The sequence below is a fragment of the Rhodobacter xanthinilyticus genome (assembly GCF_001856665.1).
Classification (GTDB): Bacteria; Pseudomonadota; Alphaproteobacteria; order Rhodobacterales; family Rhodobacteraceae; genus Rhodobacter; species Rhodobacter xanthinilyticus.
Genome location: NZ_CP017781.1, coordinates 1,746,655 through 1,758,628, shown reverse-complemented (window position 1 = coordinate 1,758,628; position 11,974 = coordinate 1,746,655). Strand labels below are relative to the sequence as shown.

Below are 11,974 nucleotides of genomic sequence, written 5' to 3'. Positions count from 1 at the left end.
CCTCGAGACCCCCCGCTCTCAGGGCAGCGCCGGCGCGCCGCGCCGCGCCGCGCAGATCTGCGCGACCGCGCTCGCCGCCCCCGGGCGGGCGAAGAAAAACCCCTGCACCGCATCGCAGCCGATCTCGCGCAAGAACGCCGCCTGCGCCTCGGTCTCGACCCCCTCGGCCACCACGCGCAGCTCAAGCCCCCGCGCCATCTGCACAATCGCCGCGATCAGCGCCCGCGCCCGCGCATCGCCAGCGCGCGCCATCGGCACAGGCGCGGCGCAAGACCAGATCGCCGAGCTCGAAGATCAGCCCATGCGCCTCGGCCAGCGGGATGAATTCCGCCGGCGCGATCGGGCCGAGCTCGGGATCGGTCCAGCGCGCGAGCGCCTCGAGCCCGGTGACCGCACCCGCACGGTCGACTTGCGGCTGATAGGCGATCTCGATCGCTTCGGCGTCGATCGCGCGGCGCAGCCGGGCGCCGAGCGCAAGGCGGCGCTGCGCGGCCTCGGTGAAGCGCTCCTCGTAGATGCCAAGCGCATCGCGCTCGCCCGACTTGCGTTCATGGAGCGCGGCATCGGCTTGCGCAAAGAGCACCGAGCCCGGGCCCTCGGCGATCAGGCTCGCCCCCCAGCTCGCGCCGAGCGCCACCTCGCGCCCCGCCCCGACCGAGAACGGCAGCGCCAGCGCCGCGCGCATCCGCCCGACCGCGGCGCGCAGATCCTCCTCCTGCGCCAGCCCGCGCCACAGGATCGCGAATTCATCGCCGCCGATGCGGAACAGCTCGGGCGCCGCCTGCGCCGCGAGCCGCTCGCCGACCTCGCGCAAGAGCACATCGCCCGTCAGATGGCCGTAGCTGTCGTTGACATCCTTGAACGCGTCGAGATCGAGGATCGCGAGGGCGGCGGGGCCGCTGAGCGCGGCGAGCGCGGCATCGAGGGCGCGGCGGTTGGGCAGGCCGGTGAGCGCATCATGCATCGCGAGATGGTCGAGCTCGGCCTGGACGCGCTTTTGCTCGGTGATATCGGTGAGCGAGCACACGAAGGTCGGCGCCTCGGCGGCGGGGGTGACGACCGGGGTCACCGAGAGGATGCCCTGCGCGCGCCGCCCCGGGCCGAAGCTGACCTCGCCGCGCCAGCTTTGCGCGCGGTCGGGCGGCAGCGCGAGCGGGGCGCCGTCATGGGCGAACCAGCCCTCCGCCGCGCGCGCGGTCATTCTCGGTGAGCTCGCGGATCAGATCGCGCGAGGTGGCGAGCAGCACCCGCCAGGTGAAGACATCCGCCTCGAGGTAATCGACGAACTGGCGCCGCCAGAAGGTCATGAAGGCCACCAGCGGCAGGCTGAAGGCGGCGGCGGTCAGCACCTTGCCGCCGAGCCCGCCAAACACCGCCGCGACGATCTCGGGCGAGACCCCGAACGCCACGAGCGGAAAGACGATGCCATCGAGGCAGAGCATCGCGACGAAGCCCGCCAGATAGGCCGCCCCCGCCAGCGGCGCCGAGAGCCGCCAGCGTTTCACCCGCTCGAACCAGAAGAGCAGCCCGAAAAGCTCGCTCACGATCAGCACCCCGCCCAGCACGATCAGCGGGATCGATTGCTGAAAGAGCGCGGCGGGCGTGGCATGGGGGTTGGTCGCCGCCGGATCGGAAAGCGCCGTGCTCGCCAGGAAGGAGAACGCGATGTTGAAGAGATCGACCACCACCACGAGCCGGATCACCCGGCGCAAGATGAACACATCGCGCTCGAGCAGGAAGAACAGCACCGAGGTCATCATGAAGGCGCCGTAGCACAGATTGCCCCCCGAGACGCTCAGCCCCGGCGCGAGGTTGAGCGCATAGGCATTGCCCAAGAACCCGCTGAGCAGCAGCACGAGCGCGAGATAGAGTTAGAAATGCACCCGTCGGCTTGGCGCATCGAGCGTGGTGAAATAGAGCGGCGCAAAGGAAAAGAGGGCGATATGCCCGAAAAACAAGGCCGTCATCTGTGCCCTCTTCGGATCGCGGTTGCATAGCGCCCCCCGCCCCTTGCGGCGGATCGCGCGGCTCGGCTTACAACCCCAGGATGCACACCAACCGCCCGCCCTGTCCAGTCGCCGAATGCCGCCGCGTCAATTCCTGGCGAAGTTCGTGGAAATTGCCCAAGCTTTGGGCAAGGTTGAGCCGCGCCGGGGGGTGACAGCCCGCCGCGCCGCGCTAGCTTGGGGCAAGAGCGCCCCGGGGGGCGCGCCAAGGAGATCTTTTCGATGACCTTTGACCGTATCGCCGCGCCGCTGGTGGCGCTCTTGACCGCGAGTTTCGTGCTTTCGCCGCTGGCCTCCGACAGCTTTGCCGGCTTTGAGCCGACGCAATTTCCGGTGGTGGCCGAGAGCTGGCCGGTGCAGCCGGTGGGCTGGGCCTTCTCGATCTGGGGGGTGATCTATCTCGGGCTCGGGCTGAGCGCGGGGCTTGGGCTGCTGCGCCACCGCACCGACCCGGCCTGGGCGGCGATGCGCGGCCCGCTCGCGCTCAGCCTCGCGGTCGGCACGTTCTGGATCGCGGTGGCGGGGGTCGCGCCGGTCGCGGCGACGGCGATGATCGTGGTGATGGCGGCATCGGCGCTCGCGGCGCTCGGGCGGGCGCCGGCGGGCTTGGCGGCGCGCGGCGCGGTCGGGCTTTATGCGGGCTGGCTGACGGCGGCGACGGGGGTCGCGGTCGCGGTGGTGCTGAGCGGCTACGGGCTGCTCGGCGCGCAGACGGCGGCGATCGTGCTTCTGGGCGCGGTGCTCATCGTGGCGCTCGCGGTCTTTTCGCGCCAGCCGCGCGCCTGGGGCTATGGGCTGGGCGTGGGCTGGGCGCTGATCGGCGTGATCGCGGCCAACCTGCCCGCGGCCAATCTGCCGGTGATCGCGCTCGCGGGGCTCGGGATCGTGGCGCTTGGCGCGGTGGCGTGGCGGGGCCGCGGGTGAGCGGGGGCACGCTGCGCCTTGTGCTCGGCGATCAGCTCAGCCGCGGGCTGAGCGCGCTGGCGGGGCTCGAGCCCGGGCGCGATGTGGTGGTGATGTTCGAGGTCGGGGAGGAGACCGGCTATGTCCCCCACCACCCGCAAAAGATCGCGCTCGTGCTCTCGGCGATGCGCCATTTCGCCTCCGAGCTCGCCGCCGAGGGGATCGCGGTCGATTATGTGCGCCTTGACGATCCGGCCAACCGCCACAGCCTCGGCGCCGAGCTCGCCCGCGCGCTCGCCCGCCATCGCCCGGCGCGGCTGGTGATGACCGAGCCCGGCGAGTGGCGGGTCTGGGAGGCGATGCGGCGCTGGGGCGCGGATTTCGGCCTCGAGACCGAGATCCGCCCCGACGACCGCTTCTTTTGCTCGCGCGAGGATTTTGCCGCGCTGCGCCGCGCCGGGCGCACCGGACGGATGGAATATTTCTACCGCGAGATGCGCAAGCGCACCGGCTATCTGATGGCGCAGGGCGCGCCGGTGGGCGGGCAATGGAACCTCGACCGCGAGAACCGCAAGGCGCTGCCGAAGGGGCTCGCCCCGCCGCCGCGGCGCCGCTTTGAGCCCGATGCGCTGACGCGCGAGGTGCTCGATCTCGTCGGGGCGCGGTTTGCGGGCAATTTCGGCGCGCTCGAGCCCTTTGGCTGGGCGGTGGATCGTGCAGGCGCGCGCGCCGCGCTCGCGCATTTCCTCGCCGATTGCCTGCCCGGCTTTGGCGATTATCAGGATGCGATGAAGAGCGGCGAGGATTTTCTCTTTCACGCGCTGCTCTCGCCCTATCTCAACCTCGGGCTGCTCACCCCCGCCGAGGTCTGCGACGCGGCCGAGGCCGAGTATCACGCCGGGCGCGCGCCCCTGAACGCGGTCGAGGGGTTCATCCGCCAGATCCTCGGCTGGCGCGAATTCGTGCGCGGGATCTACTGGACCGAGATGCCGGGCTATGCCGAAACCAATGCGCTTGGCGCGACGCGGCCGCTGCCCGGGTTTTTCTGGACGGGGCGGTCGGGGATGGCCTGCCTCGACGCGGTGATCGGCGCGACCGCGCGCCACGGCTATGCCCATCATATCCAGCGCCTGATGGTGACGGGCAATTTCGCGCTGCTGGCCGGGATCGCGCCCGCCGAGATCGCGCGCTGGTATCTCGCGGTCTATGTCGATGCCTTCGAATGGGTGGAGCTGCCCAATGTCCAGGGGATGATCACCCATGCCGATGGCGGGCGGCTCGGCTCGAAACCCTATGCCGCCTCGGGGGCCTATATCAACCGGATGTCGGACTATTGCCGCGGCTGCCGCCATGACGTGGGCGCGCGTCTGGGGCCCGGGGCCTGCCCGTTCAACGCGCTTTACTGGAATTTCCTGATCACCCATGAGGCGCGGTTTCGCGCCAATCCGCGGATGGCACCGATCTATCGCGGGCTGGGGCGGTTCTCGGCCGAGGAGCGCGCCGCGATCACCGCACAGGCGGAGGGCTTTCTGGCGGGGCTCTAGGGCTCAGAGGCTGGCCTTGACGCCCACCCCCGCCCCCGCCCCCTCGCCCGCGCTCGCCAGCAGCGCCTCGAGGCTCATCGGGCGGGCGAAATAGAACCCCTGCCCGAGCCCGCAGCCCATCGCGCGCAGCGCGGCGAGCTGGGCGGGGGTCTCGATCCCCTCGGCGATCACCTGACAGCCGAGCCGCTCGGTCAGCCCGACGAGCGCCTCGATGATCGCCCCCGCCCGCGCCGGATCGGGCAGCGCCGCGGTCAGCGCGCGGTCGATCTTGATGTAATCGAATTCGTGGCGCAGGAAGTAGATCAGCGAGGAATAGCCCGCGCCGAAATCATCGAGCGCAAGCCGCAGCCCGGCGGCCCGCAGCGCCTTGAGGCACTCCGCCGCCGCCTCGTCGATCGACAAGAGCGCGCTTTCGGTGATCTCGAGGACGAGCTCGTTGCCGGCGGCGACACAGTCGACGAGCTGCGCGCACCAGGCCGCGCGCGCCGCGCTCTCGGGCGCGAGCAGCCGCAGCGGCGAGACATTGAGGCTCACCGCAAAGCCCGCGCCAAAGCCCGCGCGCAGCTGCGCCAGATCGCGGCTGACCTGCGAGAGCACCCAATCGTCGATCCGCTCGACCATCATCGCCTGCTCGGCCACCGGCAGGAACTGCCCGGGCAGGATCAGCCCGTGGCGCGGGTGTTGCCAACGCACCAGCGCCTCCGCCTTGACCACCGCGCCGCTCGCCAGATCGAGGATCGGCTGATAATGCAGGCGGAACTCGCCCCGCTCGATCCCGGCGGGGATCTCGGCGATCAGCGCGCCCCGCTCGCGCTCGCGTCGGCCGATATCGGCGCTGAAGGCGACGATCTGCGCCCCGCCGCGCGCCTTGGCCTGATACATCGCCCGGTCGGCCGCGCCGAGCAGCCCGTCGACGCTCGTCTCGTCCTCGGGGTAGAGCGCGAGCCCGATCGAGGCGCTCATGTAGAGCCGGTCGGAGCCGAGCTCGAGCGGGCGGCGCATCATCTCGAGGATCGCCTGCGCGGTATCGAGCGCGGCATCGCGCGCGCCCGGCCCCTCGAAGAGCAGCGTGAATTCATCGCCCGCGAGGCGCGCGACATGGGTCTGCGAGGAGACCAGCCCGCGCAGCCGCAGCGCCACACGCCGCAACAGCTCGTCGCCCGCGCCATGGCCGAGCCGGTCGTTGATCGTCTTGAACCGGTCGAGGTCGATGAACACGAGCGCCAGCCGCCGCTCCTCGATGCTCGCCCAATCCCGCGCCGCCTCCCCCGCCGCAAGCCGCGCCTCGAGCCGCGCGATCAGCCCGGCGCGGTTGGCCACGCCCGTCAGGCTGTCGATCCGGGGTTGCCGCTCCGCCTCGTCGCGGGTGCGCGCGAGCTCCTGCGCGGTGGCGCTCCAATGCTCGCGCAGCCCCGCGATCACGAGGATCTGCGCGCCCCCCATCATCGCCACCGAGAGCATCAGGAACACCCAGTTCGGCAGCTCGGAGGAATAATGCGCCGCACTCACCGGCACCGAGAAGAGCCCGACCGCATAGCCCGAGGCCACACAGGCCACCACCACGAGCTCGGCGATCAGCACCCAATGCGCCGCGCGCCGCCCGAAGATCACCGCGACGAGCAGCGGCGCCGAGATCAGGATCGGCACCTCCGGCGAGGCGAGCCCGCTTTGCGCAAGCCCCACGCTGACCACGATGAAGAGCCCGCCGATCGCCACCCCGGCGCGCAGCCGCTCATGGAGCTTCCCCGGCGCCGTCACCGCCGCCAGCGCGATCAGGCACACGCCGAGCTGCACGAGGCGCGGACCCGTCACCCCGTATTGCACGAAACGAAACAGCACGATCAGGATGACCGCACCGAGCAGCACCGCGATCAGCCGAAACAGCGCCCGCGCGTAGCTGCGAAATTCCTCCAACAGACCGAGCTCCGAGGCCTCGGCCCCGGAGCCCTCCGAAACGGGATCTGCGGACATGACCGTCCCCCCGAAACACCAAGACCTAAACAATATCCAAAGGCTGGCCGCAGCGGCGTGCGGCGTCAACCAAAATCGCGCGGGCGGGGCGATCAGGCGGGCGTGCCGGGGCGCGGGCGGGCGAGCCGGCGCGTCAGGCGCAGCGAAAGCGCATAGGGCAAGAGCCGCAGCAGCTTCATCGCGAGCGTGAAGCGGCGCGGGAAATGGATCTCGAAGCTGCGCCCGCCGAGCCCGCGCAGCACCGCCTCGGCGGCCTCTTCGGGGGTGACGATCGCGGGCATGGCAAAGCGGTTGCGCGCGGTCAGCCGGGTGCGCACGAAGCCCGGACAGACGAGGCGCACATCGACGCGCGGCGCGAGCTCGGCGGCCAGCGTCTCGGCGAGGTTGTTCACCGCCGCCTTGGTCGCCGAATAGGGCTGCCCGCCCGGCAGGCCGAGATAGCCCGCGACCGAGCCGAAGAGCACGAGCTGTCCGCCCGCGCGCAGCAGCGGCGGGCAGAGCCGCGCGACCTCGAACAGGCCGAGCAGATTGACCCGCACGAGCGCCTCGGTCTGCGCCGGGTCGAGATCGGCGACGCGGCCGGGCTCGTAAAGCGCGGCGGTGCAGATCACCGCATCGAGCGGCGGCTGATCGGCGAGCGTGGCGACGGCGGCGGCGAGGGTCTCGGGGCGCGCGAGGTCAAGCGGCAGCACCTGCGCGCCGGACGCGCCCTGGGCAAAGCCCTCGAGCGCCGCGCCATCGCGCGCCGAGAGGATCAGCCGCGCCCCGCGCCCCGCGAGCGCGCGCGCCAGCGCCGCGCCGATCCCCGCGCTCGCCCCGATGATCCAGATCCGCCGGCCCGCGAACTCCATCGCTCAGATCCGGAAGATCGGCTGCAAGATCCGCGGCACCAGCGCCTGAAAGCGCAGCGGCGCATCGGTCGCGGCCAGACAGATGCAGGGCGCGCCCGGCCCCGCCACCGGCTGGTGATGGATCGCATCATGGGCGGTCTCGAGATCGCCGCGCGCGAAAGCGCCCTCGCAATCGTGGAAGCTGCCCTGCAAGACGAGCGTCATCTCGAGCCCGCGATGGCCATGTTCGGGCACCGCCTTGCCCGGCGGGATATAGAGCAACCGCAGCGAGCCCTCGCGGTCGGCCGAGAGGATCTGCTGGCGGATCCCGCCGCCCAGCATCCGCCAGCGCGGCGGCCGCCCGCCGAGCTCGGCCATCACCGGCGCCGGGAACACCCCGGAAGCGCGCGGCGCGGGCGGCGGCGGCGGGGCGGCGTCGAGCGCGGCCATCATCCGCTCCCGCGCCCCCGCCCGCAGCGCCGCGCCCTCGAGCCCGTTGAGCAGCGCGCCGCCAAGGAAATCGGCGGTCTCCGCCCGCGCCCGGCAGGCCGGGCAGAGCGACAGATGCGCGGCAACCACCACCGCAAAGGCATGCGGGAGCCGCCCCGCGCGGTAGCTTTCGAGAATGTCGTCGGTGATATGGTGCTGGATCTCGGTCATGGTGCGATCTTCCTCAGCTCATGGCGGAGGCGGTCAAGGCCGAGGCGAATGCGGGATTTGATCGTGCCAAGCGGCAGGCCCGTCTCTTCGCTGATACGGCTGTGGGGGATGTCGTCGAAATAGGCCGCGCGCAGGGCTTCGGCCTGTTCGGGGGCGAGGCGGGCGAGCGCCTGCGCCAGATGCGCGGCCTCTTGCTGGAGCGTCAGGATCTGGGCGGCGTCGGGCTCGAGGCTCTCGGGCTCGGGCATCTCGTCGGGCTGGGCGAGCGGGCGGCGGCGCGCGAGGTCGATGCGGCGGTTGCGCGCGATCGCATAGATCCAGCCGGCGGCATCGGCGCGGTGCGGGTCGAACTGCCCGGCCTTGTGCCAGACCGCGAGCATCACATCTTGCACCACATCCTCGGCGGTGCCATCGCGCAGCCCGCCGCGCAGGAGCATGGATTTCAGCCGCGGCGCGAAATGATCGAAGAGCCGGCCAAAGGCGGCGCGGTCGCGCCCGTCACGCACCGCGAGCAAATCGCGTGTCAGATCCGAAAGCGCCTCGCTCACCTGTTGATCCTTCTCCCGCGCGCCCCGGACAGCCGCCATCTGTGCCCCGCGATGCGGTGCTGTCGGTCTGTTATGGGGCCTCGCCCCGGCTGGCGCAATCGCGGTTTCCATGGGAGGGTTACGGCGCCCCGACCGCCGCGGATCACCCGGCGCGAAAAAATTTTCGCCCGACGCCGGCGCGGAGTGATCCGGTGCGCGCCGGGCCGCGTAATGAGATCAGTCCAATCGGGAAACTGCCCATGCCCTATGATCTCTCCAAAGCCGCGCCGCAGCGGATCGCCATCGTCGGAGGCGGCATTGCGGGGCTCGCCTCGGCGTGGCTGCTCGCGCGCGCCCATCATGTCACCCTCTTCGAGGCGGCGCCGCGGCTCGGGGGCCATGCCCGCACGGTGCTCGCCGGCAAGAGCGGCCGCCAGCCCGTCGACACCGGCTTCATCGTCTTCAACCATGTCAATTACCCGCATCTGACCGGGCTCTTTCGCGACCTCGAGGTGCCGATCGCGCGCTCGGACATGAGCTTTGGCGTCTCGCTCGATGGCGGGCGGGTCGAATATGCGCTGCGCTCGGCGGGCTCGCTCTTCGGGCAGCGGCGCAACCTGATCGATCCGGGCTTTTACCGGATGATCCGCGATATCTTGCGCTTCAACGCCGGCGCCGAGGCGGCGGTGGCGGCGGCGCCCGATCTGACGATTGCCGAGCTGATCGGCCAGATGGGCCTCGGGCGGCGGCTGCGCGATGACTATCTCTACCCGTTTTGCGGCGCGATCTGGTCGACGCCCGACCGCGATATCGGCGCCTTCCCGGCGCGCGCGCTGGTGCGCTTCATGCGCAATCACGGGCTGATGTCGCGCGGTGGCCATCATCAATGGTGGACCGTCGAGGGCGGCTCGATCGCCTATGTCGAGCGGCTCGTGGCGGCGCTCGGGCGTGCGGGCGTGGTGGTGCGGCCGGGCACGCCGGTGGCGGCGATCACGCGCTCGGGCGCGGGGGTGAGCCTGCGCGCGCAAGGCGGCGAGGCCGAGGCTTTCGATCAGGTCGTGCTCGCCTGCCACGCCGATCAGGCGCTCGCGCTGCTGGCCGATGCCGACGAGGCGGAGCGCGCGCTGCTCTCGGCGGTGCGCTTTCAGGACAACCGCACGGTCTTGCATTGCGACCCCTCGGTGATGCCGCGCCGGCGCGCGTGCTGGAGCTCATGGGTCAGCCATGGCGCGCGCGGCGCCGCCGGGGTCGGGGTGAGCTACTGGATGAACCGGCTGCAAAACATCCCCGAGGACGACCCGCTCTTTGTCACCCTCAACCCCGGCGCCGCGCCCGGCACCGAGATCGACCCGGCGCGGATCTATGACGAGGTGAGCTTCCGCCACCCGGTCTTCGACCAGGGCGCGCTTGCCGCGCAGGAGGGGCTCGCGGCGCGGGCGGGCGCGCGCAACACCTGGTTTGCCGGCGCCTGGCTGCGCAACGGCTTCCATGAGGACGGCTTTGCCAGCGCGATGCGGATCGCGCGCCGCCTCGTGCCCGCGCAGGTGACGCCGTGACGCTCGCCGAGCGGCTGGCGGGCGGGGCGGTCCTGTGGCTGCCGGCCTGCGTCACCCATGCCCGGCGCGGGCCGCTGCGCCATGGCTTTCGCACCACGGCCGATCACCTGCTCTTCGCGCCCGAGGCGCTGCGCCCGCCGCGGCTGATGGGGCATAACCGCTTCAATCTCTTCGCTTTTCATGACAGCGACCACGGCGGGCCGCGCGGCGCGGGCCGGGGCGCGGGCTGGGCCTGGGAGCAATTCGCCGCCGCCGGTTACGCGCCCGCGCCGGGTCGCGTGCTTGCGCTGCTCACCCAGCCGCGGTTTCTCGGCTTCTGGTTCGCGCCGGTGAGCTTTTGGATGCTGCTCGAGGGCGATGCGCTCTGCGCGGTGATCGCCGAGGTCAACAACACCTTCGGCCAGCGCCATTCCTACCTGCTCCTGCCCCCCTCCCCCGGCCCGATCACCGCCGCGACCGCGCTCCACGCGCGCAAGGTCTTCCATGTCTCGCCGTTTCAGGACATCGCGGGCGGCTACCGGTTCAACTTCGCGCTCAGCCCCGAGCGGGTCGCGATCCGCATCGCCCAGGAGACCGAGGGCGGCGGCATCGACACCGCGCTCGCCGGGCCGCTGCGCCCGCTCACCGCGCGCGCGATCCTCGGCGCGGCGCTGCGCCGGCCGGGCGGCGCGCTGCGCGTGCTCGCGCAGATCTACGGCCACGCGCTCGCGCTCAAACTCAAAGGCGCGCGTTATCGCCCGCTCCCCGCCCCTCCAGACCAAGAGATCAGCCGATGAGCTTTGCCACCCAGACCCTGCGCACCCGCTTCCTGTCCACCCTCGAGGGGATCGGCGACGGGATCTTGACCGTCACCACCCCCGAGGGCAGCCGCCACCGCTTCGGCACCACCGGGCCCGAGGCCGATCTGCAGATCCGCGACTGGCGGCTCCTGCGCCGGCTGGCGCTGCGCGGCGATGTCGGGCTCGGCGAGGGCTGGATCGACGGCGATTGGCACAGCGAGACGCTGGAAACGACGCTGTCGCTGGCGCTGCGCAACCTCGGCCAGCTCGCGGGCTGGGGCGAGCCGGGGCGGCTCGCGGCCTGGCGGATGCGCCTGACCGATCAGCTCTTGCGCCGCAACAGCCGGCGCGGATCGGCGCGCAACATCCGCGCGCATTACGATGTCGGCAATGAGTTCTACCAGCTCTGGCTCGACCCGGGGATGACCTATTCCTCGGCGATCTTCGCGCCCGGCGATGATCTCGAACGCGCCCAGGCGCGCAAGAACGCGCGGATCCTGTCGCGGCTGGCGCCCGGCGAGAGCCTGCTCGAGATCGGCTGCGGCTGGGGCGGCTTTGCCGAGGCCGCGGCCGAGCGCGGCCACCGTGTCACCGGGATCACCCTCTCGCCCGCGCAAAAGGGCTATGCCGATGCCCGCCTCGACGGGCGCGCCGAGGTGCGGCTGCAAGATTACCGCGCGGTCACCGGGCGGTTCGACAATATCGTCTCGATCGAGATGATCGAGGCGGTGGGCGAGCGCTACTGGCCGACCTATTTCGCCACGCTGCGCGAGCGGCTCGCGCCCGGCGGGCGGGCGGTGGTGCAGGCGATCACCGTGCCGGACGCGGAATTCTCGGTCTATCGGCAGCGCTCGGATTTCATCCGCCAGCATGTGTTCCCCGGCGGGATGCTGCCCTGCGATGCGGCGATCGCCCATGAGGCGGGGCGCGCGGGGCTGCGGGTGGTGGCAAGCCACGCCTTCGGGCAGGATTACGCGCGCACCTGCCGGATCTGGTCGGAGCGGATGCTCGCCGCGCGCGACCGGATCGGCCGGCTCGGCTATGACGAGGGCTTCCTGCGCGGCTGGCAATTCTACCTCGACGGCTGCGCGGCCGCCTTCGCGACGGGGCGGTGCGATGTGGTGCAGGTCGAACTCGCCCACGCCGCGTAAGGCCCGGCCGGCCCCCAAGACCATCCGCCACGCCCCGGAAAACCCAG

The 11,974-nt window shown here is 71.5% G+C and carries 12 protein-coding genes; 5 read left to right on the top strand and 7 right to left on the bottom strand.

Going from position 1 to position 11,974, the window contains the following annotated elements:
• Positions 1 to 18 precede the first annotated feature (18 nt).
• The 3 genes from LPB142_RS08710 to LPB142_RS08700 are packed head-to-tail and all read right to left on the bottom strand — an operon-like array spanning position 19 to position 1,856.
• Positions 19 to 198, bottom strand: a complete 180-nt coding sequence (locus tag LPB142_RS08710; RefSeq protein WP_197474252.1) for an EAL domain-containing protein — start codon at positions 196 to 198, stop codon at positions 19 to 21.
• Complete coding sequence (locus LPB142_RS08705; RefSeq protein WP_071166139.1) at positions 182 to 1,201, bottom strand: diguanylate cyclase domain-containing protein; 1,020 nt, start codon at positions 1,199 to 1,201, stop codon at positions 182 to 184. The genes LPB142_RS08710 and LPB142_RS08705 overlap by 17 nt, the downstream gene beginning before the upstream one ends.
• Complete coding sequence (locus LPB142_RS08700) at positions 1,164 to 1,856, bottom strand: hypothetical protein (RefSeq protein WP_071166138.1); 693 nt, start codon at positions 1,854 to 1,856, stop codon at positions 1,164 to 1,166. The genes LPB142_RS08705 and LPB142_RS08700 overlap by 38 nt, the downstream gene beginning before the upstream one ends.
• A gap of 372 nt (positions 1,857 to 2,228) precedes the next feature.
• Between LPB142_RS08700 and LPB142_RS08695 the strand changes: the two genes are divergently transcribed.
• Together LPB142_RS08695 and LPB142_RS08690 are read left to right on the top strand one after the other, a co-directional pair.
• Positions 2,229 to 2,930 carry a hypothetical protein gene (locus LPB142_RS08695; protein WP_082873005.1) on the top strand — a complete coding sequence of 234 codons (702 nt, stop codon included), beginning with the start codon at positions 2,229 to 2,231 and terminating at the stop codon, positions 2,928 to 2,930.
• The gene (locus LPB142_RS08690) at positions 2,927 to 4,453 is read left to right on the top strand and encodes a cryptochrome/photolyase family protein (protein ID WP_232230879.1); all 1,527 of its coding nucleotides are present in this window, start codon (positions 2,927 to 2,929) and stop codon (positions 4,451 to 4,453) included. The genes LPB142_RS08695 and LPB142_RS08690 overlap by 4 nt, the downstream gene beginning before the upstream one ends.
• Before the next feature lie 3 nt (positions 4,454 to 4,456).
• Here the strand turns inward: LPB142_RS08690 and LPB142_RS08685 are convergent, their stop codons facing one another.
• The 4 genes from LPB142_RS08685 to LPB142_RS08670 form a co-directional block, all read right to left on the bottom strand.
• Positions 4,457 to 6,424 carry a putative bifunctional diguanylate cyclase/phosphodiesterase gene (locus LPB142_RS08685; protein WP_071166137.1) on the bottom strand — a complete coding sequence of 656 codons (1,968 nt, stop codon included), beginning with the start codon at positions 6,422 to 6,424 and terminating at the stop codon, positions 4,457 to 4,459.
• A 92-nt stretch (positions 6,425 to 6,516) separates the two neighbouring features.
• Positions 6,517 to 7,275, bottom strand: coding sequence for an SDR family NAD(P)-dependent oxidoreductase (locus LPB142_RS08680; RefSeq protein WP_071166136.1), 759 nt, complete (start codon positions 7,273 to 7,275; stop codon positions 6,517 to 6,519).
• Between the two features lie 3 nt (positions 7,276 to 7,278).
• A complete protein-coding gene (locus LPB142_RS08675) occupies positions 7,279 to 7,914 on the bottom strand; it encodes a ChrR family anti-sigma-E factor (protein WP_071166135.1) in 636 nt (211 codons plus the stop codon).
• Complete coding sequence (locus LPB142_RS08670) at positions 7,911 to 8,462, bottom strand: sigma-70 family RNA polymerase sigma factor (RefSeq protein WP_232230878.1); 552 nt, start codon at positions 8,460 to 8,462, stop codon at positions 7,911 to 7,913. The genes LPB142_RS08675 and LPB142_RS08670 overlap by 4 nt, the downstream gene beginning before the upstream one ends.
• Before the next feature lie 239 nt (positions 8,463 to 8,701).
• Here LPB142_RS08670 and LPB142_RS08665 point away from each other — a divergent pair, with 239 nt between their 5' ends.
• Genes LPB142_RS08665 through LPB142_RS08655 form a run of 3 tightly spaced genes read left to right on the top strand, consistent with a single transcriptional unit; the run spans position 8,702 to position 11,927 of the window.
• Positions 8,702 to 9,997 carry an NAD(P)/FAD-dependent oxidoreductase gene (locus tag LPB142_RS08665; RefSeq protein WP_071166133.1) on the top strand — a complete coding sequence of 432 codons (1,296 nt, stop codon included), beginning with the start codon at positions 8,702 to 8,704 and terminating at the stop codon, positions 9,995 to 9,997.
• Positions 9,994 to 10,773, top strand: a complete 780-nt coding sequence (locus LPB142_RS08660) for a DUF1365 domain-containing protein (RefSeq protein ID WP_083392636.1) — start codon at positions 9,994 to 9,996, stop codon at positions 10,771 to 10,773. The genes LPB142_RS08665 and LPB142_RS08660 overlap by 4 nt, the downstream gene beginning before the upstream one ends.
• Positions 10,770 to 11,927: an SAM-dependent methyltransferase gene (locus LPB142_RS08655; RefSeq protein WP_071166132.1), complete on the top strand. Its 1,158-nt coding sequence runs from the start codon at positions 10,770 to 10,772 to the stop codon at positions 11,925 to 11,927. Before LPB142_RS08660 ends, LPB142_RS08655 begins: the two co-directional genes overlap by 4 nt.
• The last annotated feature ends 47 nt before the right edge of the window (positions 11,928 to 11,974 follow it).

Excerpts from the sequence above, each read along its gene's own strand:
- LPB142_RS08695 (WP_082873005.1), top strand. The coding sequence starts at position 2,229 with ATGACCTTTGACCGTATCGCCGCGCCGCTGGTGGCGCTCTTGACCGCG.
- LPB142_RS08680 (WP_071166136.1), bottom strand. The coding sequence starts at position 7,275 with ATGGAGTTCGCGGGCCGGCGGATCTGGATCATCGGGGCGAGCGCGGGG.
- LPB142_RS08665 (WP_071166133.1), top strand. The coding sequence starts at position 8,702 with ATGCCCTATGATCTCTCCAAAGCCGCGCCGCAGCGGATCGCCATCGTC.
- LPB142_RS08655 (WP_071166132.1), top strand. The coding sequence starts at position 10,770 with ATGAGCTTTGCCACCCAGACCCTGCGCACCCGCTTCCTGTCCACCCTC.
- LPB142_RS08675 (WP_071166135.1), bottom strand. The coding sequence starts at position 7,914 with ATGACCGAGATCCAGCACCATATCACCGACGACATTCTCGAAAGCTAC.
- LPB142_RS08710 (WP_197474252.1), bottom strand. The coding sequence starts at position 198 with ATGGCGCGGGGGCTTGAGCTGCGCGTGGTGGCCGAGGGGGTCGAGACC.
- LPB142_RS08685 (WP_071166137.1), bottom strand. The coding sequence starts at position 6,424 with ATGTCCGCAGATCCCGTTTCGGAGGGCTCCGGGGCCGAGGCCTCGGAG.
- LPB142_RS08705 (WP_071166139.1), bottom strand. The coding sequence starts at position 1,201 with ATGACCGCGCGCGCGGCGGAGGGCTGGTTCGCCCATGACGGCGCCCCG.